This window comes from Gordonia sp. NPDC003424 (genome assembly GCF_053588655.1).
Genome location: NZ_JBSFQJ010000004.1, coordinates 171,164 through 193,551, shown reverse-complemented (window position 1 = coordinate 193,551; position 22,388 = coordinate 171,164). Strand labels below are relative to the sequence as shown.

The 22,388-nt window shown below is 67.4% G+C and carries 18 protein-coding genes; 9 read left to right on the top strand and 9 right to left on the bottom strand.

The window, feature by feature from the left end; all coding sequences use genetic code 11:
• Window positions 1-15: 15 nt before the first annotated feature.
• Window positions 16-1,146 carry a hypothetical protein gene (locus ACWDTI_RS08295; protein WP_449737587.1) on the bottom strand — a complete coding sequence of 377 codons (1,131 nt, stop codon included), beginning with the start codon at window positions 1,144-1,146 and terminating at the stop codon, window positions 16-18.
• Window positions 1,146-2,261 carry a phosphotransferase family protein gene (locus ACWDTI_RS08290; protein ID WP_449737586.1) on the bottom strand — a complete coding sequence of 372 codons (1,116 nt, stop codon included), beginning with the start codon at window positions 2,259-2,261 and terminating at the stop codon, window positions 1,146-1,148. The genes ACWDTI_RS08295 and ACWDTI_RS08290 overlap by 1 nt, the downstream gene beginning before the upstream one ends.
• A gap of 193 nt (window positions 2,262-2,454) precedes the next feature.
• Here ACWDTI_RS08290 and ACWDTI_RS08285 point away from each other — a divergent pair, with 193 nt between their 5' ends.
• From ACWDTI_RS08285 to ACWDTI_RS08275, 3 genes are all read left to right on the top strand, one after another.
• Entirely contained in the window at window positions 2,455-4,716 is a 2,262-nt protein-coding gene (locus ACWDTI_RS08285) for an MMPL family transporter (RefSeq protein ID WP_449737585.1), read from the top strand.
• On the top strand, window positions 4,673-5,359 hold the full coding sequence (locus ACWDTI_RS08280; RefSeq protein WP_449737584.1) for a TetR/AcrR family transcriptional regulator: 687 nt from the start codon (window positions 4,673-4,675) through the stop codon (window positions 5,357-5,359). The genes ACWDTI_RS08285 and ACWDTI_RS08280 overlap by 44 nt, the downstream gene beginning before the upstream one ends.
• Before the next feature lie 120 nt (window positions 5,360-5,479).
• Complete coding sequence (locus ACWDTI_RS08275; protein ID WP_449737583.1) at window positions 5,480-6,346, top strand: Bax inhibitor-1/YccA family protein; 867 nt, start codon at window positions 5,480-5,482, stop codon at window positions 6,344-6,346.
• Window positions 6,347-6,419: 73 nt separating this feature from the next.
• On the opposite strand, the gene ACWDTI_RS08270 is transcribed toward ACWDTI_RS08275, so the two are convergent.
• Together ACWDTI_RS08270 and ACWDTI_RS08265 are read right to left on the bottom strand one after the other, a co-directional pair.
• Window positions 6,420-7,643, bottom strand: coding sequence for an acetyl-CoA C-acetyltransferase (locus ACWDTI_RS08270; protein ID WP_449737582.1), 1,224 nt, complete (start codon window positions 7,641-7,643; stop codon window positions 6,420-6,422).
• A 49-nt stretch (window positions 7,644-7,692) separates the two neighbouring features.
• Window positions 7,693-8,637: an SGNH/GDSL hydrolase family protein gene (locus ACWDTI_RS08265; RefSeq protein WP_449737581.1), complete on the bottom strand. Its 945-nt coding sequence runs from the start codon at window positions 8,635-8,637 to the stop codon at window positions 7,693-7,695.
• A 56-nt stretch (window positions 8,638-8,693) separates the two neighbouring features.
• Between ACWDTI_RS08265 and ACWDTI_RS08260 the strand changes: the two genes are divergently transcribed.
• Genes ACWDTI_RS08260 through ilvA form a run of 3 tightly spaced genes read left to right on the top strand, consistent with a single transcriptional unit; the run spans window position 8,694 to window position 12,498 of the window.
• Window positions 8,694-10,088 carry a cystathionine beta-synthase gene (locus ACWDTI_RS08260; protein ID WP_449737580.1) on the top strand — a complete coding sequence of 465 codons (1,395 nt, stop codon included), beginning with the start codon at window positions 8,694-8,696 and terminating at the stop codon, window positions 10,086-10,088.
• A 13-nt stretch (window positions 10,089-10,101) separates the two neighbouring features.
• Window positions 10,102-11,274 (top strand): cystathionine gamma-synthase, encoded by a 1,173-nt coding sequence (locus ACWDTI_RS08255; protein WP_449737579.1) that lies wholly within the window; start codon window positions 10,102-10,104, stop codon window positions 11,272-11,274.
• 24 nt (window positions 11,275-11,298) lie between these two features.
• Window positions 11,299-12,498 (top strand): threonine ammonia-lyase, encoded by a 1,200-nt coding sequence (gene ilvA / locus ACWDTI_RS08250; RefSeq protein WP_449737578.1) that lies wholly within the window; start codon window positions 11,299-11,301, stop codon window positions 12,496-12,498.
• A gap of 15 nt (window positions 12,499-12,513) precedes the next feature.
• Here the strand turns inward: ilvA and ACWDTI_RS08245 are convergent, their stop codons facing one another.
• Window positions 12,514-13,029 carry an SRPBCC family protein gene (locus tag ACWDTI_RS08245; protein ID WP_449737577.1) on the bottom strand — a complete coding sequence of 172 codons (516 nt, stop codon included), beginning with the start codon at window positions 13,027-13,029 and terminating at the stop codon, window positions 12,514-12,516.
• A gap of 59 nt (window positions 13,030-13,088) precedes the next feature.
• Here ACWDTI_RS08245 and ACWDTI_RS08240 point away from each other — a divergent pair, with 59 nt between their 5' ends.
• The gene (locus ACWDTI_RS08240) at window positions 13,089-16,388 is read left to right on the top strand and encodes a BTAD domain-containing putative transcriptional regulator (protein WP_449737576.1); all 3,300 of its coding nucleotides are present in this window, start codon (window positions 13,089-13,091) and stop codon (window positions 16,386-16,388) included.
• Window positions 16,389-16,396: 8 nt separating this feature from the next.
• Here ACWDTI_RS08240 and ACWDTI_RS08235 read toward each other — a convergent pair whose 3' ends face one another.
• From ACWDTI_RS08235 to ACWDTI_RS08225, 3 genes are all read right to left on the bottom strand, one after another.
• Window positions 16,397-17,236, bottom strand: coding sequence for an ABC transporter permease (locus ACWDTI_RS08235; RefSeq protein WP_449737575.1), 840 nt, complete (start codon window positions 17,234-17,236; stop codon window positions 16,397-16,399).
• Complete coding sequence (locus tag ACWDTI_RS08230) at window positions 17,236-18,225, bottom strand: ATP-binding cassette domain-containing protein (protein ID WP_449737574.1); 990 nt, start codon at window positions 18,223-18,225, stop codon at window positions 17,236-17,238. Before ACWDTI_RS08230 ends, ACWDTI_RS08235 begins: the two co-directional genes overlap by 1 nt.
• A 143-nt stretch (window positions 18,226-18,368) precedes the next feature.
• A complete protein-coding gene (locus ACWDTI_RS08225) occupies window positions 18,369-18,689 on the bottom strand; it encodes a hypothetical protein (protein ID WP_449737573.1) in 321 nt (106 codons plus the stop codon).
• 71 nt (window positions 18,690-18,760) lie between these two features.
• Between ACWDTI_RS08225 and ACWDTI_RS08220 the strand changes: the two genes are divergently transcribed.
• Complete coding sequence (locus ACWDTI_RS08220) at window positions 18,761-19,240, top strand: hypothetical protein (RefSeq protein WP_449737572.1); 480 nt, start codon at window positions 18,761-18,763, stop codon at window positions 19,238-19,240.
• A 298-nt stretch (window positions 19,241-19,538) separates the two neighbouring features.
• On the top strand, window positions 19,539-21,119 hold the full coding sequence (locus ACWDTI_RS08215; protein WP_449737571.1) for a DUF222 domain-containing protein: 1,581 nt from the start codon (window positions 19,539-19,541) through the stop codon (window positions 21,117-21,119).
• An 84-nt stretch (window positions 21,120-21,203) separates the two neighbouring features.
• On the opposite strand, the gene ACWDTI_RS08210 is transcribed toward ACWDTI_RS08215, so the two are convergent.
• A complete protein-coding gene (locus tag ACWDTI_RS08210; protein WP_449737570.1) occupies window positions 21,204-22,376 on the bottom strand; it encodes a Wadjet anti-phage system protein JetD domain-containing protein in 1,173 nt (390 codons plus the stop codon).
• Window positions 22,377-22,388 lie beyond the last annotated feature (12 nt).

Below are 22,388 nucleotides of genomic sequence, written 5' to 3'. Positions count from 1 at the left end.
CTCGCGCAGGCGACGTCAGGCGGGGTCAGTGTACTCGGTGAATCCGTACTGTTCGTGAGGTCCGATCGCCGCGAACTCGAACAATCCGTCACCGGAGCATGAACCGGCCGGATCGTCCTCGACAGACAGGACGAATCGGGCGAGGTGATCGGTCACGCAGAAGAGTTTCATCGTCGTATCGAGGTCGGGCACCTTCAGATGCAGGCCCTCCACCTTGAGTTCGCCTTGCCACATGCCGTGTCGCCAGTCGGCTTCGAGACCGTATCCGGTGCCGAACGCCAGGTAGTTGGCAAGCTCCGGATGACAGGTGACGGTCGTCGTCGGGCCCGTCGGTCGGGTGAACCGCAGCGTCGCCTCGGACACCTCTCGGGTGCCCGGCAGGAACGAGATCTCGTGGGAGACATGGCCGAGCCACTCCGGGGCGCGCTCGGCGTCGTCCCAGACCCGGCGTGCATCGCCCATCACGCGTTCCCCGGTTTCGGTCTCCTGCACGACGACGACGATGGAGAAGTCAGCGAAACGCATGACCGAATAGATCCAGAAGAACGTGCCGGACACACCCGCATCGGCCCTCCGGCCCGGCGGTTCGGCCTCCCCGACGGGCCGCACGCCCCAGGACCGGTCCCGGTTGCCGCGCCACTTGGGCGGTGCGACATCGAACTGCGCGCCGTCGACCACGAGTCGCCCCGACCAGTCTCCGGTCTGTACGAACCGCATGGTGTCGAAGACGACGCGCTCGATCTGACGCTGAAAATGTCTGGGTTCCAGCACCGCCGGGCTGGTGGCGGTGAAGGTGAGGTCGAACGACAGGTCGCCGTGGCCGGGCTCGAGGGCGACGCGCAACTTCTTGAGTCCGGCGAGGATCTCGACCGTGAACGGTCCCACTGTCATATCCGTGCGATCGGCGCCGAGCGCCTTCGACGCGCGCACCACGATGTGCTCGTCGCGATAGCGCGCCACGGCGAACACATCGGTGACCCCGAGGTTCGGATACACCCCGAGCCCGATGATCAGCCACGGTGAATCCGCATCGGGCCCATGACAATTGAAGTAGTAACGGTCGTAGAAGTTGCGGTCGGAGGTCTGCGTGTGCCGGATGACCTCGGCGACCTGATGGATCGGGAAGTCATCCATGGGGGACAGCATCAGATGACCTTCTCCCAGTAGGTACCGGCCAGCATCGCCTCGAGGGTCGCCCGGTGCAGGATCATGTCGTCGGTGTCCTCGGGTTCCTCGGCCTGCCCGAAATGGATTGCGCGTGACTGTATCCGGTACATCACGACGGCATGGATGAGGGCGGCATAGGTGGTGTAGAAGTCGAGATCGCAGGGTTCGTGGCCGCTGGCCCGGCGATACATCTCGGCGACGTCGTCGCGACGCAGCATGTCCGGCAGTCCCGGCATGCCCATCAACTCGGCCAGATCCTGAAAGAACCTGTGCAGGAAGATCATCCATGCCACGTCGAGTTCCCGCGGCCCGTAGGCGGCCATCTCCCAGTCGAGCACCGCGGCCGGCCGGAAGTCGCGATAGATGACATTGCCGATCCGCGCATCTCCCCAGGCGAGCACGGGATCACTCTCGTCGGGGAAGTTCGCTGTCACCCAATCGAATCCACGCTCGATGAGCGGAGCGCCCCGTCGGCCGTCGGATGCCCACGCGTAGAACTCCCGTAGTCGTCGGACATGCGCGCCCAGGGGTGTTTCGCCCGGACCCGGCATGTCCAGCAATTCCTTGGGCACCGGGGCGGCGTGAATGGCGGCGAGTGTCTGCACCGTCGACTCGACCAATCGGGTGCGCTGCTCGTCGGATGCCTCGCTCACCCACGAACCGAACGTGTACGGCATGACGTCCGGCGGCACCTCGCCCTCGACGCGCGCCATGATGAAGAACGGTGCGCCGAGTGGCCCGTCGTCGGGTTCGGACCAGTACAGCGCGGGCAGCGCGACATCGGTCGTCGTCGCCACGTGGTCGATGATGCGGAATTGCCGGTCGAGATCGTAGGTGGGGAACACCGGGTCACTGTCCGGAGTCGGGGCGACCCGCACCACCAGTGGGTGACTCGTGCCCTCCCACTCGGCGTCCATCACGATCGTCTCGCTCGACATGCCGTTCGCCGACGGGATCTCGAGTCGGGTGATGGTCGGCGACGGGGCGACCGTCGGGAGCCAGTCGGCGAGGCGGGCCCGCAGCCAATCGGGGTCGCGGCGTGAGGAACTGGGACGGGCGAGCTCGTTCGGGTCCGACGAATTGCTTTCCGGCATAAAGGTATCCAATGTCGTGCGCGGCTGGGTTTTGGTCCTACGGATTAGAACACGTTCCACCGCCGCATCGCGGTGAGTTGGCCAGATCGCCGCGTGGGGCGATTGACTAGGTCCTTTGACCGACAACCATTGACCACGGAGACCTAACGCTGATAAGTTATCGACGTTAAGTCATCGACATGTGGAGCATCCCATGCTTGCGAGAATGACGAGATTCATCATCGGGCGGCCCCGTGCGGTCCTGGCGATCGCCGCAGTGCTCCTCGTCGCTGCAGCCCTGTACGGCGCCGGCGCGGCCGGCCATCTGCTCGCCGGTGGATACAGCGACCCGAACTCCGGCTCCGCCCACGCCGACCAGGTTCTCGACGACACGTTCGGCCGCGGCGGAATGCAGGCCGTGATCAAGCTCGACGGGTCACCCGGGACGAAGGTTGCGTCCGACGCAACCACGCGATCCGTCGGAACCGGGATCGTGTCCGAGCTCGAACAACTCGACTATGTGCAGCGGCCGATCCTGTCGATCTGGCAGAACCCGTCGCTGGCGCCGGCGCTCGTCAGTCGGGACGGGACATCGACGTTGATCATCGCCACCCTGTCCGGCGGGGAAGAGGACGCGCCCGCGCACGCCGCCGAGATCGAGAAGCAATTCACCGGGCAGCGGCAGGGCATTGCGGTGCGAGTCGGTGGGCAGGGCCTCGTATTCGCGCAGGTCAATGAGCAGACGACGCACGATCTCGCGATCGCCGAGGGAATCGCCATACCGATCAGCTTCCTGTTCCTCATCGTCGTGTTCGGCGGCCTCGTCGCGGCAGCCCTGCCGGTGGTCATCGGGATCGTCGCGATCATCGGCACGTTCGCGATGCTGCGCGTGATCGCGGCGTTCACCGACGTCTCGATCTTCGCGCTGAACCTCACCACCGCGCTGGGGCTGGCACTCGCCATCGACTACACGTTGCTCATCGTGACGCGGTACCGCGAGGAGGTGGCGCGCGGAGACGACCGTCGCACCGCGATCCTGACCACCATGTCCACGGCCGGGCGGACGGTGGCCTTCTCCGCGGTCACCGTCGCATTGTCGCTGGCGGCGCTGGTGATCTTCCCGATGTACTTCCTCAGGTCGTTCGCCTACGCGGGCGTCGGCGTGGTGATCGTGGCCGTACTCGCCGCCCTGATCCTCACCCCGGCCATCCTCATGGTGCTCGGACCGCGGGTCGACGCGCTCGACGTCCGTCGGCCGGTACGACGTCTCTTCCGGCGCCCCGAACCCGTCGAGCGTCCGATCGAGGAATCGGCCTGGTATCGATTCGTGCAGTTCGTCCTGCGCCATGCGGCGCCGATCGCCATCGTCGCGACCGTCGGGTTGATGATCCTCGGCGCACCCTTCCTGGGCATCCGATTCGGCTTCCCCGACGACCGCGTGCTGCCCGCATCGTCGAGTTCGCACGCCATGCAGCAGGAGATCCGGGCCGACTTCGAGCAGAACCTGTCGTCGTCGGTGACGATCGTGGTGTCCGGACGGCTCGCCCCGGGTGATCTCGCCGGATACACATCGGATCTCTCGACGGTGGCCGACGTCAACGCGGCGACATCGTCGGCCGGCACGTACGTCGGCGGTCGCCTCGCCGCGCCCGGCGAACCCGGCGACACCATGGGCGAGACCTCCTTGATCACGGTCTCGACGAATATCGAGCCCATGTCCCGTGCGGGTGGCGACCAACTGGACGCGCTGCGCGCGGTCCCGCCGCCGGTGGGCAGCAGCGTGGTGTTCGGTGGGGCGGCCGCCACCAACGCCGACACCGTCGGTTCGATCTACCGTCATCTGCCGTGGGTCCTCGCGATCATCGGACTGGCGACCTTCGTCCTGCTGTTCCTGTTCACCGGGAGCGTCGTCCTGCCCCTGAAGGCGTTGGTGCTGAACATGTTGTCGCTGTCGGCGACCTTCGGTGCGATGGCGTGGGTCTTCCAGGAGGGTCATCTCTCGGGACTGGGCACCACCGCCACCGGTTTCCTGGTGGCCACCATGCCGGTCCTGATGTTCTGCATCGCCTTCGGACTCTCGATGGACTACGAGGTCTTCCTCCTCGGCCGCATCCGCGAGGAGTGGCTCGCCACCGACCGCACGCGCGAGGGCAGCGATCACGCGGTGGCCGTCGGATTGGCCCGCACCGCCCGGGTGGTCACCGCGGCGGCGTTGCTGATGAGCATCGTTTTCGCGGGTATCGCCGCGTCCGAGGTGTCGTTCATGCGTATGTTCGGTGTGGGGTTGACGTTGGCCGTTCTGATGGACGCCACGGTGATCCGGATGCTGCTCGTCCCGGCGTTCATGCGACTGGCGGGTCGAGCCAATTGGTGGGCACCCGGACCGCTGCGTCGACTGCATGATCGCATCGGGCTGTCAGAAGGAGGCGTTCGTGAGCCGTCTGCGACGCAGGAGGTCGCCGCGCGGGTCGGGTGAGCTGCTCGCCGACGAGATCATCGACGCCGCCACCGAGCTGCTGCTCGAACACGGTGACGCCACCGCGGTCTCCATCCGTGCCGTCGCAGATCGGGTCGGTGTCACCCCGCCGTCGATCTACCTGCATTTCGCGGACAAGGACGCCCTGCTCGACGCCGTGTGCGCACGCTACTTCGAACAGCTCGACGGCGTCCTGGCCGATGCGTCGGTCGGGATCGACGACCCGCTCGAGCGCGCGCTGCAGGAGGGGCTGGCCTACGTCAGGTTCGCACTGTCCACCCCGGTGCTGTACTGCATCGCGTTCCGGCAGGTGCCCACCGACCGTCAGATGAAGGTCGACGAGGTCCTCGCGGCCTCGGCGTTCGCGCGAATCTCGGCGACCGTCACCGACCTCGTCGACGAGGGGCTGTTTCCCGCGACAGAGGTCTCCGCGGTGGTGTTGGAGTTCTGGGCGGCCGCGCACGGGGTCGCGTCCCTGATGCTCGCCAAGAGCACGCTGCCATGGGGCGACGACCTCGCTGTTGCGGAGAGTCTGCTGCGGTCGGTGTGCCTCGGACGGGCGGCGAGTGGGGCGCTCGGCGACGACCATCGACCCGACGCCGTGCGCGCCTGGCTCAGGGCGCAGAACGCGCCGCACAGCTGAGCCCGCAACTTCTCAGGCCCGTCGCACGACACAAAGGTCAAGAGAAGGTAAAGTCGGAACTTGACAGCACTCGTGTCCGTTATGTCGAGGAAGAACTACCAACCAATAAGGAGCACACAGGTGCGAGAGAGCAGCAATCCGGTTATGCGCGGCGTCGTCCGCGACAACCAGGCGCCGACCGGGTATGCCGGGTTCGGCGCCGGTGCAGCCGCCGCCGGTCAGGGTGCCATGTGGAATCAGCAGGGGCAGTACGTCGACCCGTACACCCAGCAGCAGGCGCCGCCGATCAGTCGTCAGCTGACCATCGACGACGTCGTCACCAAGACCGCGATCACGCTGGGCGTGTTGACCATCTCGGCGATCGCGACCTACTTCCTGGTCAACTCGAATGAGGCGCTGGCATCCCCGTTGATGCTGGTGGGGGCCCTCGGTGGACTGGCCCTGGTGCTGGTCGCGTCGTTCGGCCGCAAGCAGGACAACCCGGCGATCGTGCTGGCCTACGCCCTGTTCGAGGGTCTGTTCGTCGGTTCGATCTCGTTCGTGTTCGCGAACTGGGTCGTGTCCGGGGACGTGTCCGCCGGGGCGTTGATCGGCCAGGCCGTGCTCGGTACGTTCGGCGTGTTCTTCGGCATGCTGCTGGTGTACAAGGTCGGCGCCATCCGCGTCACCCCGCGCTTCACCCGCATGCTGTTCGCCGGCATGATCGGCGTGATCGTGCTGATGCTGGGCAACCTGGTGATCGGGCTGTTCAACGGTGGCGAGGGCTTCGGACTGCGCAACGGCGGACCGCTCGCGATCATCTTCTCGCTGGTCTGCATCGCGCTCGCCGCGTTCAGCTTCCTGCTCGACTTCGACGCCGCCGACCGCCTCATCCGCGCCGGCGCCCCCGAGCGTGCCGCCTGGGGTGTCGCCCTCGGCCTGACTGTGACCCTGGTCTGGCTCTACATCGAGATCCTGCGTCTGCTGAGCTACTTCAACTCCGACTAGTCGCAACGCCAAACGGCCCCGCACCCGTGTCTTCGGGTGCGGGGCCGTTTGGCGTCTCGCGTATCGCGGGGGATCAGCTCAAGCGCTCGAGCACCATGGCCATGCCCTGGCCGCCGCCGACGCACATCGACTCGATGCCGAAGGTCTTGTCGTGGGTCTGCAGGTTGTTCAGCAGGGTGGTGGTGATGCGGGCACCGGTCATGCCGAACGGATGGCCGAGCGCGATCGCGCCACCGGAGACGTTGAGTTTGTCGTGGTCGATGCCGAGTTCGTCGGCCGAGCCGAGCACCTGAACCGCGAAGGCCTCGTTGATCTCGACGAGGTCGATGTCGGAGATCGACATGCCCGACACGCGCAGCACCTTGCGGATCGCCTCGATCGGGCCGAGACCCATGATCTCCGGCGAGAGGCCGGTGGCGGCGGTCGCGACGACCCGCGCAAGCGGGGTCAGGCCCAGTTCCTTGGCCTTGGTGTCGCTCATGATGACCAGAGCCGCGGCGCCGTCGTTGAGCGGGCACGCGTTGCCGGCGGTGATCGTGCCGTCGGGGCGGAACACCGGCTTGAGCTGCGACACCTTCTCGTAGGTGGTGCCCGCGCGGGGGCCGTCGTCGGTGGTCACCGACGTGCCGTCGGGCAGGGTGACCGGATCGATCTCCCGCTCGAAGAAGCCCGCCTTGATGGCCTCTTCGGCGCGGTTCTGGCTCAGCACGCCCCAGCGGTCCTGGTCCTCGCGGGAGATGCCGGTCATGCTTGCGACGTTCTCCGCGGTCTGGCCCATGGCGATGTAGACATCGGGGATCAAGCCGTCCTCGCGCGGATCGTGCCACTTCGGCGCGCCGCCCTCGGACGTCTTGGCCGTGCGGGCCTCGGCATCGGCGAACACCGGGTTCTTGGAGTTGGGCAGACCGTCGGCCGCCCCGGAGATCCCGAAGCTGGAGACGCTTTCCACACCACCGGAGATCAGCACGTCGGCCTCTCCGGCCTTGATGGCGTGCAGTGCCATCCGGGTGGTCTGCAGCGACGACGAGCAGTACCGGTTCACCGACACGCCGGGGATGTGGTCATAGCCGAGTTCCACGGCGATGACGCGGGCGATGTTGTAGCCGCCCTGGCCGCCGGGCTGACCGATGCCCCAGTGGATGTCCTCGATGTCGGCGGGGTCGAGTTGGGGCACCTTCGCAAGCGCGGCGGCGACCATCTGCCGCGACAGCTCGTCGGGCCGGACGTCTTTGAGAGATCCCTTCCCGGCGCGGCCGATGGGGGAACGGGCATGGGCAACGATTACGGCTTCAGGCATGTGGCCCACGTTACTGCACCGGTCGAATCTCGATCAGGGCCGTTTCCCCTCAGCGGTGCAGGCCCGGTACCGCCCGCCGAATCCGGTTCACCAGCCGATCTCGTTCCACCGATTCGGACACCTCCGGCGGTTCGGGCAGCGGGGCCGGACCCCATTCGCCGATCGCGGCGAGCACCTCGGGGATGAGGATGTCGGCGGCGAGCGCGTAACCGGCGGCCGACGGATGGTACTGATCCGGCGAGAACATGTGTTCCGGTTTGGCGAGGAACTCCTTGGCCAGCAGATCGGCCATCGGGACCGCGCGTCCCCCCGCCGCCCGCACCGCATTGCGCTGCGCGGCGGCCAGCTGTAAACCCCAGCGCCGCAACACGGTTCGCAACGGTTGCGGGATGGCCGTGATCACCCCGAAGTCCGGGCAGGTGCCGACGACGACCTTGGCGCCGTTGTCGACGAGCAGCGTCACCGCGTCCCCGAGCCGTCGTGCGGACTGGTGGATGCCGTTGCGGGCGGTGACGTCGTTCGCGCCGATGAGGATGATCGCCACGTCGGGACGTTCCCGGGCCACCAGCATCGCGTCGATCTGCGCGGCGAGGCCTTTCGACGTCGCGCCCACGATCGCCTTGTTGCCGTAGCGGATGACCTTGCCGGTCTCGGCCGACACCCGGCGTGCGAGCTGGACGCCCGGCGTCTCGTCGGCGGTGTCGGCGCCCAGCCCCGCGGCCGTCGAATCCCCGAACGCCGTCAGATAGAGGTCGATCGCCGTGTCCCGGGTGAAGCGATGCGGTCCCGAGCCGTTGGCGAGATACACGCCGTCACCGTTGGGCGCGTTGTCGGTGCGATGCGGGATCACCGTACGCGCCTCGGCCGCCTGCGAGTTCAGATAGTTGTAGGCGACCCACGACGCGCCGGCGCTCGCAGCCGTGGCCGCCACCGTGGCGCCGACATCCCGCAGGATCCGGTTGTCCAGGGCGACCTTGCGATTCGTTCCGGACACGGCTGCCAGCTTAGTCCGGTTTCGATCCGCTCCCGACCCTCTGGGACGATGGAGGCATGCGCATCGCTGATCACGTCGTGGACCTGGTGGGCAACACCCCGCTGGTCAAGCTCAACTCGGTGACCAAACCCGGATCGGGTCTGGTGGCGGCCAAGATCGAATACCTGAATCCGGGCGGCAGCAGCAAGGACCGGATCGCGGTTCGCATGGTCGACGCCGCCGAGCGGTCGGGCGAACTGAAGCCCGGCGGCACCATCGTGGAACCCACCTCGGGCAACACCGGTGTCGGTCTCGCACTGGTGGCCCAGCAGCGCGGCTACAAATGCGTGTTCGTCTGCCCGGACAAGGTCGGCGAGGACAAGCGCAACGTCCTGCGCGCCTACGGCGCCGAGGTGGTGGTGTGCCCGACCGCGGTCGAGCCGTCGCATCCCGACAGCTATTACAACGTGTCCGACCGCCTGGTGAGGGAGATCGACGGCGCCTGGAAGCCCAACCAGTACGCCAACCCGGAGGGCCCGCGCAGCCACTACGAGACCACCGGACCGGAGATCTGGGCCGACACCGACGGCAAGGTCACGCACTTCGTCGCGGGTGTCGGCACCGGTGGCACCATCACCGGCACCGGCCGCTACCTCAAGGAGGTCTCCGACGGCAAGGTCAAGGTCGTCGGCGTCGACCCGGAAGGCTCGGTCTACTCCGGCGGCACCGGACGCCCCTACCTGGTCGAGGGCGTCGGCGAGGACTTCTGGCCCGACGCCTACGACCCGTCGATCCCCGACGAGATCATCGCCGTGTCCGACGCGGATTCGTTCGACATGACCCGACGCCTGGCTCGCGAGGAAGGCCTGCTCGTCGGCGGTTCGTGCGGCATGGCCGTCGTCGCCGCGCTGCAGGTCGCCGAACGGGAGGGCCCCGACTCGCTGGTCGTGGTGCTGTTGCCCGACGGCGGTCGCGGCTACATGGGCAAGATCTTCAACGACGAGTGGATGAGCAGCTACGGCTTTCTCCGTTCTCCGCTCGACGGCAAGACCAAGGAGGCCCTCGTCGGCGACGTCTTGCGCGGCAAGACCGGTGCGCTGCCCGACCTGGTGCACACCCACCCGTCGGAAACCCTGCGCGATGCCATCGAGATCCTCCGCGAATACGGGGTGTCCCAGATGCCCGTGGTGAAAGCCGAGCCGCCGGTGATGGCCGGCGAGGTGGCCGGCGCGGTCACCGAACGCGACCTGCTGTCCGCGGTGTTCGAGGGCCGCGCGAGCCTCGCCGATCCGGTGTCCGCGCACATGGGAGAACCGTTCCCGCTCATCGGTTCCGGTGAACCCGTGTCCGCCGCCACCAAGGCGCTGTCGGAGTCCGACGCCCTGATGGTCGTCGAGGACGGCAAGCCCATCGGGGTCATCACCCGCCACGACCTGCTGGCCTACGTCAGCAAACACCCGATCGTCGGATAGGAGTACCAGTCTCGTGAGTGAGCAGCGCAGCCAATCGGATTCGACTCGGTGGCAAGGTTTTTCGACCCAGGCGATCCATGCCGGTTGGGACCCCGACCCGCGGACCGGTGCGGTGAACGTACCGATCTACGCCAGCTCCACCTTCGCGCAGGACGGCGTCGGCGGACTTCGTGACGGATTCGAGTACTCCCGTACCGGAAATCCGACCCGCCGGGTGCTCGAGGCGAATATCGCGGCGCTCGAGAAGGGGTCGCACGGCCGGGGGTTCTCCTCCGGCATGGCCGCCACCGACGCGCTCCTGCGCGCTTCGCTGCGTCCCGGCGACCACCTCGTCATCCCCAACGACGCCTACGGCGGCACGTTCCGCCTGATCGACAAGGTGTTCACCCAGTGGGGGATCAACTACACCGCGGTGCCCATCTCCGACGTCGACGCGGTGCGCGCGGCGATCACCGACACCACCAAGCTGGTGTGGATCGAGAGCCCCACCAATCCGCTGCTCAACGTCGGCGACATCGAGTCGATCGCCGAGATCACTCATGCGGCGAATGCGAAACTGGTGGTGGACAACACCTTTGCGTCGCCGTATCTGCAGCAGCCGCTCACCCTCGGCGCCGACGTGGTATTGCATTCGACGACCAAATACCTCGGCGGGCACTCCGACGTCGTCGGCGGTGCGCTGGTCACCAACTCCGAGGAGATCGACGAGGCGGTCGCCTTCCTGCAGAACGGCGCCGGCGGTGTCCCGGGCCCGTTCGATGCCTACCTCACCATGCGCGGCATCAAAACCCTTGCCGTGCGGATGGATCGGCATTGCGACAACGCCGAGAAGGTCGTCGACTTCCTCGCCGGTCATCCGAAGATCGATTCGGTGCTCTACCCGGGGTTGCCGACGCATCCCGGGTACGAGGTCGCCGGCAAGCAGATGCGCCGGTACGGCGGCATGGTGTCGGCGCGGGTCAAGGGCGGACAGGCTGCGGCCCAGGAGTTCTGTGCCCGGACCGAGGTGTTCACCCTCGCCGAATCGCTGGGCGGCATCGAGTCGCTCATCGAGCATCCCGGGGCGATGACACACGCGTCGACGGCGGGTTCGCTGCTCGAGGTGCCGGCCGATCTGGTGCGGCTGTCGGTCGGTATCGAGGACATCGCCGATCTCCTCGGCGACCTCGAGAACGCACTCGGCTAGCTCCACCGGGGTAGGTTCATCCGTGTGCTGTTGACGCAGGGAGACATCGACAAGGCGGTGCTGGCACTGACCGGTGTCATGCGTCGCACCCCCATGCAGGCGTCACGGCTGCTGTCGGAGCGCAGTGGCTGCGACGTCTGGCTCAAGTGCGAAAACCTGCAGCGCACGGGCTCGTTCAAACCCCGCGGCGCGTACCTGCGGATCTCCCGTCTGTCCGCCGAGGAGCGCGCTCGCGGGGTGGTCGCGGCGAGTGCGGGCAACCATGCGCAGGGTGTCGCGTGGTCGTCGAGCGAACTCGGCATCAGCGCGCGCGTCTACATGCCCACCGGTGCCGCGCTCCCGAAGATCGAAGCGACGAAAGCCTATGGCGCCGAAGTGGTTCTGGAGGGAACGACGGTCGACGAGGCACTCGTGGCCGCCCGCCGGTACGCCGATGAGACCGGCGCGGTGCTCATCCACCCGTTCGATCACCCCGACATCGTCGCCGGCCAGGCCACGGTCGGTGTGGAGATCCTCGAGCAGCTGCCCGATGTCGGCACCGTCCTGGTGCCGCTCGGCGGCGGGGGACTGACCGCCGGTGTCGCGGCCGCCGTCAAGCTGGCCCGGCCCGAGGTGCGGGTGATCGGGGTGCAGGCGGCGCACGCCGCGGCCTGGCCGCAGTCGTTGAGCGCCGGGCAGCCCACCGCGCTCACCGAGATGAACACCATGGCCGACGGCATCGCCGTCGCGCGTCCCGGCGACGTGCCGTTCGAGCACATCAGCGCACTCGTCGACGACGTCGCCACCGTCAGCGAAGAAGACCTCAGCACCGCGCTGCTGCTGATGCTCGAACGGGCCAAACTCGTCGTCGAACCCGCGGGTGCGGCCGCCGTCGCGGCCGTCATGAAGGGTGGCCTCGACCTGTCCGGCAGCGTGTGCGCGGTGGTGTCCGGCGGGAACATCGATCCACTGCTGCTGAGCCACGTCACCACGCATGGCCTCACCGCGGCCGGGCGGTTCCTGACGGTGACGGCCACCGTGTCGGACGCACCGGGTGGGCTCGTCTCGCTCCTCGAACTGCTGCGGGACCTCGGTGCCAGCGTCGTCGACGTCGTGCACTCACGTGTGGCCGACGACCTCTACCTCGGTGAGGTCGCGGTGACGGTCAGTGTCGAGACGCGGGGGCACGACCACCAGCGCGACGTCCGCCGGGCGTTGTCGGAGGCGGGATTTCTGCGGGATTGACCGTGCCGACCCGGTTCAGCTCTGCGGCGTCAGGTTCGCGAAGTGCCGCAAGGTGTCCGTCTCCACCGTCTTGAACACCGGCGCCGCCGTCGTTCCGGAGAACACGGACACCGCTTTCGCCGACGTCGCCAACTCGAGCGCGAACAGCCAGATGAGCCGGCAGCCGACCTCGGCCGGCTGGATCTCGGTCAGCTCACCGAACTTCTTGACGCCCGGTACGGTGATCGACTCCGCGTAGAAGGCGTTGCGGTAGTTGCCCGTCGACGCATCCTCGTCCCACACGAAGAAGTGCTCGGAGACCTTGGCGACGCCCAGCGAGGCCTGCCGGCTCGTGTTCACCCCATAGGGAGCGGGAGAGGTGAATTCGATGGATTTGATTGCCCGGCACCAGTCCAGCGTGTTCTGCCGCGTGAACTCGGACCATGCCCGGGCGGGGGTGACGGGCAGTTGGACGTCGATCCGATAGGTGATGGGAGCGTCGTCGAAGAAGGAGACGTCGGTGACGGGATCGAGTTGATAGGTGCGCGGCATGGATTCCTTCATACACGCCACGAACCCGTCGTGAGGGCGACTGGCGCTAACCTTGCGAGGTGCCCGCAACCGACAACGTCACGGTGATCGGCCTGCTGGGACCGGTCGCCGTCGGCGACGCAGGCACCGGTCCGGACGGCCTGGTGCCGGTGCCGGGTGTGCGCGCCCGCCGGTTGCTGGTGTCGCTCGCGTTGGCCGACGGCCGCACCCGATCGGCGGAGCGGCTGATCGACGAGGTGTGGGGTGACGTGCCACCGCGTTCGCCGGTCGCGGCCCTGCACACGCAGATCTCCCGGTTGCGGCCCGTCCTCGGCAACGGTCGGCTCGAGGGCGTCGCGAACGGGTACCGACTCGTCGACTGCCGCACCGACCTCGACATCGTCGCCGACCTGGCCCGATCCGCCGATCCCGCCGACCTCGACGCGGCGATCGCATGGTGGCGGGGTACGCCCGGAGACGATCTCGGGAGCGACGGCAACGCGCCGATCGACACCGAATTGCGTCGTCGTGCCGATCGGCTTCGCGATGCGCTCGACGAGCGGCGCGTGGGCGTCGCGCTGTCGGCCCAGGATTTCGCGACCGCCCGGATTCTGGCCGACAAGCGTTGCGCCGCAGATCCGTTGGACGAGTCGGCGCATGTGGACCTGATGCGGGCACTGGCCGGGGAGGGACGGGTGTCCGATGCCCTCGCGGTGTTCGCCCGCCTACGTCGGTCGTTGTCCGAACAACTCGGTGTCGACCCCGGCGCGCAGGCGGCCGCCCTCAACGCCGAACTCGTTGCGGCCGAACCGAACGGCACCCGGATCGTCCGAGATGCACCCGTGGTCGCGACGCGCCCGGAGCGGGCCCGCACGGTCGGGTTGATCGGTGAGACCTCGGAACTCATCGGCCGCGACGACGACATCGCCGCGATCCTCGGCCTGTTCGACCGGCATCGGCTGGTCACCATCCAAGGCCCCGGCGGTGTCGGCAAGACGCGTGTCGCGCAACGCGTCGGCGACCTCCTGGCCGACTCCGGCCGCCCGGTGTTCTACGTCCCGCTGGCGCCGATCCGCAACGACGACGACGTGGTCGGGGCGATCGCGGCGACACTCGGCGTCGGCGAGACCGACCTCGGTGGCGGCGGCCGGCCGAAACTGGCGATCGGCGATCTGGCGGATCGGCTCGTCGACGCGGTGCGCGGCCAGCGCGCGGTGCTGATCTTCGACAACTGCGAGCAGGTCGTCGAACGCTGCGCCCGCATCGCCGCGGATCTCCTTGCCGCAGAACCACAACTGTCGATCCTGACCACGAGCCGCTCGCCGCTGATGCTGGCGGCGGAGCGTATCTATCTGCTACCGGTGCTCGATGTCGGGGTGGGCGGGTCCGCCGTCGAACTCTTCGAGCGACGCGCCCGCGCCATTCGGCCGGCCGCCCGACTGTCGGCGCCCGAGGTCGCCGAGCTGTGTCGGCATCTCGACGGTCTGCCGCTCGCCATCGAACTGGCGGCTGCGCGTATCCGCACCATGACCGTCACCGAGATCTCCGCCCGGCTGGTCGAACGGTTCGCGCTGTTACGCGGCACCGACCGCACCGCACCCGACCGGCACCGCACGCTGTATGCGGTCATCGAATGGAGCTGGGATCTGCTCGACCCGGATGCGCAGACCGCGATGCGCCGTCTGTGCCGCTTCCCGGCCGGCTTCACGGTGGATGCCGCGTCGACTGTGCTCGGGCAGAAGGGGTTTCACCTGGTGGACACCCTGGAGGCGGTGGTCAACCAGTCGCTGCTCACCGTCGTCGAATCCGACGGCCACATCCGGTACCGGATGCTGGAGATGGTGCGCGAGTTCGGTGAGGAGAAGCTGACCGCCGCCGCGGATCGCGAGTCGGACACCGTCGATCAGGCGATGTGGTGCTGGGCGCGCCGATTCGCCGTCGACGCCGAGAGGCGGTACGGGGAGCGTGTCGACGAACAACTCTTCGACCGTGTCGCCGCCGATGTCGAAAACCTCGTCTGGGTGCTGCGTCGGTGTACCGAAGTGGCGCGCGACGAGACCGGGACACCGCGGGCGGCAGAGGCGGTCGACACCATCGTCACGGTGTTCCCGGTGCTCGGGGGATTCTGGATGGCGCGGGGGCTGCACGGCGAGGTGATGTCCTGGGGTGGACGCATCATGACGGTCTTGCCCAGTCCGCCAAGAGATCCCGACGACGAGACGCGACGGCGGTGGCAGGGCACCCTCCTGGCGTCGATGGCGCATCTGTTGATGCGGCACGACCTCCGGGGTGTCGCCACCGGCCGCTTCTACCTGCGTCGGTTGCACCGGCCCCAACACATCTACGACGAGCCGACGGAGCTCATGTCGGCGTGCGTGCTGAGCCCGAACATGGCGGCCGCCATGCGCTACATCGTCCGTGCGACGGCGTCGCCGACCGAATCGGTTCGGATCGCGGCACTATCGGCCCGGATGAATGTGCGGGAGAACTTCGGCGACCTCGATCGTGCGCTCGCCGATGGCCTTGCCCTGCGGGAGGTGGCGAAGGGGCAGCGCAATACCTGGATGTCGGCGATGACCCAGACGTCGATCGGCGGCATCTACGCGCAGCGGGGGCGGTGGTCGGCGGGGGTGCCGTATTACCGGGAGGCCATCGACTCGCTGGCGCGGTTGGGTGCCCGCGACGACGAGATGCAGGCGCGGGCGTTTCTCACCGCGAGTCTGGTGGCGTTGGGCCGGTTCGACGAGGCGGCCACCGAGATCGCGGTGGTGGCGAACGGCTGGCGTCCGGAAGATCCTGACCCGCAGGGCAATCCGGAGGTCATCGGCGGGATGATGATCAGCACTGGCGAACTCGAATACGCGCGGGGGAATCGCGAGGCGGCACAGCAGATCTTTCTGCGGGCGGCTGCCCTGATCCATCGGGAACATCCGTTCGGTTCACAGGACCCGGGGATGGTGATCCTCGTCGGCGCGGCGATCGCAGGGATGATGCGCACCGGCAACGGTGAACGCGCCGCGGAGTACATCGCTCTGCTGGCCGATGGCATCCATTCGATGCTCGGTCCGATCGGCTGGTTCGACATGCCGCAGGCCGGATCGCTGGCCATGGCCGCCGGCTATGTGCTGTCCGGGGTGGAGCCGCAGTCCCCGGACGGACCCCGGCTGCTTGCCTTGTCGCTGATTCTCGGTGCGCGGCACGACTATCCGAGTCTGCACCATGTGCACACGCACGTCGCGGAACTGTCCGGGCTGTCGTCGGAGGACTGGGCAGCGGTGGTCGGCGAGGCGCGGACGATGTCGCGACGCCAGGCGTTGGACGAGGTCCGAACGATCCTGGCGCCGCGACGGAGTGCGAAGGCCCTGTCGGTTCGCGGGTAGCGGTCAGATCAGGTGTTGCGCATGTAGGCACGCACGGCCAGTGGTGCGAAGATGGCGATGATCACCGCGGCGCCGACGAGCGACCAGACGACATGCATGCCGGCGTGCCCGGTGGCGGTGAGCTCGCGGACCGCGGTCACGATGTGACTGATCGGGTTGATCTTGACGAAGGTCTGCAGCCACCCCGGCATCGTTTCCACCGGGACGAAGGCATTGGACATGAACGTCAGCGGGAACAGGATGAGCATCGAGATGCCCTGCACCGCAGATGCTTTGCTCATCACGCAGCCCATCAGGGCGAAGATCCACGAGATCGCGAAGCTGCACACGATCACCAGCAGAGCCGCGGCGACGGTGCCCCACACATCGGGCCGCCAGCCCATGATGATGCCCATCACGATGGTCAGCGTGGTGGCGATGAAGTAGCGGATCATGTCGGCGAGCAGTGCCCCCGCCAGCGGACTGATCCGGGCGATCGGGAGTGACCGGAATCGGTCGAAGACCCCTCTGTCCATGTCTTCCCGGAGCTGCGTGCCGGTCACGATGGATGTGGTGATCACGGTCTGCACCATGATGCCGGGGATGATGACCGGCAGGTACGCGTGCACGTTGCCGCTGATCGCGCCACCGAAGATGTAGGTGAACATCAGGGTGAAGATGATCGGCTGCAGGGTGACGTCGAACAGCTGCTCGGGGTTGTGCCGGATCTTGAGGACGCCGCGGTAGGCCATGGAGAAGGACTGGCCTATCGTTTCGGCCAGCGACACCGAGGTCTTGGCCTGTGCGCGTGGATCTTTGGTGGTGATCGCCGTGTTCGGGGCGGCAGATTGGATGGTAGCTGTGGTCATCACGCCACCTCCTGTTCGAGGTTGTCGTCGTTGCTCTCGACGGGTTTGCCGGTGATGGTGAGGAAGACCTCGTCGAGGCTGGGCTTCTGCACGTTGATCTCGTCGATGGCGATGCTGTTCTCGCGCAACGCGATCAGCACATCGGGTACCAGATCGGGCTTGTGCAGGCCGACGGAGATGCGCGCGGCCTCCGGGCTGAGGGTCGGTGTCTCGCCCAGCACGCGTTCGATGATGTCCGCGGCGGTCGGCGCGTCGGTGCGGTGCACCGGCACCAGCTGCAGGGTGCTCGAGCCGACCGACTGCTTGAGTTCGTCGGCGGTGCCATCGGCGATCACCACACCGTGGTCGATCACCGCGATGCGGTCGGCGAGCTGGTCGGCCTCGTCGAGGTACTGCGTGGTGAGCAGGACCGTGGAGCCCTGCTTGACGAGATTGCGGATGGTCTCCCACATCTGGGCGCGCGTGCGCGGGTCGAGACCGGTGGTCGGCTCGTCGAGGAACAGCAGTGGGGGTGTGTCGATGAGGCTGGCGGCGAGGTCGAGGCGTCGTCGCATGCCGCCGGAGAACTCCTTGAGCGGGCGGCTCGCGGCCTCCTCGAGAGAGAACTCGACGAGTAACTCCTCGGCGCGTGAGCGCGCCGCCGGGCGGCTCAACCCCAAGAGGCGACCGAACAGCATGAGGTTCTGGGTGGCGGTGAGGTCTTCGTCGACGGATGCGTACTGCCCGGTCACGCCGACCAGTGAGCGCACGGCAACCGCGTCGCGGACGACGTCATAGCCGAAGACGGTGGCGGAACCGGCGTCGGGCCGCAGCAGTGTGGCGAGCATGCTCACCGTGGTGGTCTTCCCGGCCCCGTTCGGGCCGAGCACGCCGTACACCGATCCGGTCGGTACGGCCAGATCCACACCGTTGACGGCGCGGGTCGCTCCGAAGTGCTTGACCAGCCCGTGGGCGTCGATCGCCAGGCTGGTGGAGGTGGTTGTGGTCATGCCGTCAAGAATGCTTGACGGCGCTGTCGTTCGGCTTACACGTGCTTACACGGCGGTGACAGCGATGGATGCGGAGCTGTCGTGGGCCGGCTGGAAGGCAGGATAATCGGCTGTGACCTGGAGGTTTGTCTTTGCAGTAGAGGTCAGGCGGCGGTTGCGGCCGGGTGCGGTTTCCCGGCGTCGGGAAGATCGGTGGCGTAGCGGATGACGCGATCGACGTGGCCGAGGCGGCGTTCGGTGGCCAGGATGGCGCCGGCGAGCTGATCGGTGTCGTCGACGTCGGCGACCAGGGCGACGGTGTGACCGTTGTTGCCGAGCATGAACGGGACCACCGTGGTGTACGAAGTGCTGACGACGCTGACGGGCACATTGTGTGCCACCAGGGTGCGCGCGTAGTCGAGAACGGTGGGGTCGTCGTCGAGGATCACCAGGGGGACGTCGGGGGTACGTGTGTGCTTTCTCATAAGACGAGGATGAACCCGCAGGTTACCGACGGTCTTGGGCGTGGCTGTGGGTTGCCTGTGTGTCTGGGGTCATGGGGGAACTCGCCGACTCGGCCGGCGGGCAGAGCGACGGGTGGATGCTCGCGCTGAGTCCGGACGACGCGGCGGCGCTCGAACGCCAAGTCGAAGAAACCGCCGAAGCCGTCGGTGAGCTGGAGATCAGCCGCTCGTTCTCGGTCATCGCGGCCGTGCACGCGAGTACGAGCCAGGTGTATTGGTTGTCGGGCTCCGCCCTCGAGGCATTGGCGAAAGGGCGTGAGCTCGCGTCCGATGCGACGAGCGTTCTCGCGCTCGGCACGTCCGGAAGTGCATTGTTCGAGTCTCCGGTTGGGCGGTATGAGCTGACCGAAGATACCGATGACCTTGGCGACGATGACGGCCACATCACCGAGCCGTACGCCGTCGTGACCGTGCGCCACGAGACATTGCCTAAGGCGAAGCAGGTCTGCACCAAGGCGGGATGGCCCGACGTGGCGCCGCTGGAAACGGTGGGCATCGTGGTCGGCGAGTAGCGGGTTCGCCGTCTGCTGCACCCTCCCAGCCCGTTTCGCGGTTCCTCCCCCTCGTTTGCAAGGACTCTCCACAAGCTTACGGAGGGTTAATGCATTTGAGGGGGAACAACTTTGGCGCGCTGAGCCGCGACAATCAGGCGAGAGTTCTTGTCGTACCCCTGGTTTATGGTGGTGTCAGTTCGTTCGGGTGATTGTTGATGCGGCTGAAGTGCTTGGGCACGTGCGTTTTTCAGCGACTGTGACGGTGAGTGCCGATCGGACTGTTCCTGTCGGTTTGTCGTGTGGAAGGGTGTCGTCGGTGGCGGTCGAGTCGTTGGCTGACTGGTGGCGTGAGGCGTCGCCGTGGCCGGACCTGCCGCCCCGGTTCACCGGGTTCGTCGACGCCGACGTGCTCGATGAGGCCGAGGTCAACGATCTGGTCGGCGGGTTCGTGTCCACGACGCGGGGCCGCTCGTTTCTGGCGTGGCACGACTATCGGTGCGTCGCCGAACTGCACCACCGGCTCGTCGGTGCCGAGCCTCGCGAGGACGATCTGTTCCCCGTCGACGGGGTGGCCGACTGCGCCGCCCGCATAGCCATCGCCCTGGCGATCTCGCAGAACGCCGCGGAGAAACTGCTCCACGAGGCCCTCGCGCTGCGTGACCGGCTACCGCTGGTGGCGCAGCGGTTACGAAATGGCCGTATCAGTGCCGAGCGGATCGGGAAGATCATCGCGCGCACCGATCTGATCGACGGCACCGACTGCGCCGCGTGGGTGGATGCCGAGATTGCCGCCGAACTCGATGCGCATCGGGGTGGCTGGTCGGCGCATCGGTTGCAGCTGATGGTGGATCGGATCGTGTTCCGCCACGACCCGGACGCGGTACGCGAGGCCCGGCGCCGCGCGAAGAACGCCCGCCGGTTCTGGAGCAAAACGACCGCGGACGGGATGGCGCAGGTGTCGGCGACGATGTCGGCCGAGGACGCCCAGATCGCCGAGGCGGCGGTGACCGCGCTGGCCGCGTCCGTGTGCGGGCAGGACCCGCGCACCGCCGGGCAACGCGCCTCGGATGCGGTGTTCGCCCTGCTGACGGGAAACCCGTTCGAGTGCCTGTGCGGCACCGACGACTGCACCGCCGAGATTCCCGAGCCGGGCACCACCCCACCGTCGACGGCGGTGGTCATCCACGTGGTCGCCGATGAATCCACCGTGGCCGGTACCGCCCAGCATGCCGGGTTTATCGCCGGCGGCGGTGTGATCGGCGACGAGCAGGTGCGGGATCTGGTGGCCCGCCCCGACGCGGTCCTGCGGCCGCTCGTGCCCACAGGGACACCGATGAATCCGGATGGCACCTACACCCTGCTCGCGCACTCGGCGGGCAATCCGTATCGGCCGTCGACCGCGCTGGACACATTCGTGCGGGTGCGCGATGGGTTCAGTGTGATACCCGGTGATGGCACCTCGGCGTTTGACGCCGACCTCGACCATGTGGCCGAGTTCGACCACATCGACCCCGCGGTCGGGGGCCAGACCACCGCGGAGAACATCAACGCCAAGGGACGGTTCGGGCATCTGCTCAAAACCTTCGGGCTGTGGGTCGACGACCAGTATCCCACCGCAGACGGCGATATGGTCACCGAGTTCACCACGCCCGAAGGTCTGATCATCCCCGGTGAGCCGGAAACCCTGGAGAACCTGCTCCCCGGGCTACGGCGGATCCGCTTCAAAACCCCACCGGCACCAGAGGATCCGCACGATCACGGTGCACCACCACAGGACTCACCCCCACCCGCCCGCACGCAGAGCCGGGTGGCGAACAAGCACGCCCGACGACGCCACGAACGAGAACGCAACCGACGACGCCGCGAAAACCAGGCCGTGAGGAACGCTGGCACGTGAATCGCGAAAGGGAACCTTCGGGTTTCGGCTGGCTCTTCGTCGTCGCCGGGTGATCCGAAGCGGTGGCCCGGGCTGCTTACTCGATCAGCGGGCGGCCCGGGTGATGGTCGGTATCAGCTGCATCGGAATCCGTTCTTGTTCCAACCGAACTCGCGGTCCGTGGGCGTCGTCCAGCAACTCCCGGTACAGCACAGCCTCGTCGGGCGTGAGATGGGGGAGCGGTCGTTCGACCTGCGACGGTTCGGTACCCCACAGGCTGCGGTGGGCCAGGAGTGTCGCGGTGTCCATGAGCATCGACCGTGCCTGCGGGATGGTGACGCGGACGCGGTCGAGGATGGCGAAGCCGTGCGTGTCGATGTCGCCCCAATAGTAGACCTCGCGGTCACGCAGCCAGCGCAGCGCTCCGATCACCGCGGCCGCATATCCGCCGCCGAAGATGGCGGCCGACCGCGGTGTCGGCGGGAAGGACAGATAGGTCGCCAGGTTCTCCACGATGTACACCCGGTCGACGGCCAGCGGCGTGGCGGCGAGATCCATGGTGCGCACCTCGATGTCGTCGAATCCCGGTGCAGGGGAGGGGCAGTCGGGGTCGAGGAGCCGGAACCGGACGCGCGTCGATTCGGTGGCGAAACCGAACCGCCCGGCGATCGATTTCTCCTGTGGCCGAACCAGATCCGGGTCGACGACGAGTTCGGTGAGGTCGAGGAGGATGCGATGGTGCTGTTCGATGAACTTGGTGTCGAGGCCGGGCACGTCGATTTCCCGGAGACGGCGTCCGGAGCCGGCGTTGTCCGCGATCCACTTCACCGCACTGAGCAGTCGCACGAACTCGTCGCGATGTCCCAGGGCGCGCATCGGTTTCGCGGCCACCCACTCGGCAATCGGTGGGTACACCCGGGCCGTGTCCAGCAGGGTGTCGAAGTCCCGAATCTGCCTGGTGGCGCCGAGAATCCGCGCCAGGTCGTCGATGCTCGCGACGAGAACGCGGGCGGGCAGCGCGTTGACACCGAATCGCCTGCCGCCCATCGTCTTCGTCGACACGTTCCACGGCATCGACTCGGCAGCCTTGTGCCACTGCGCAACCCAGGACCGGACATCGTCGAACCGTTCGCCCAGCTCGCCCGCCTTCGGCCCGCGGATCGGGAGGTCGACCGGCACGAACTCCTCACCGGCGGCCCGCGCCGCCAGAAAGACTCCGCGGTCCCAGCGCCGTCTCAGCGTGGCAACGACATCCGACGGGGTGGTGCACTCCGTCACGGCAATTCACCG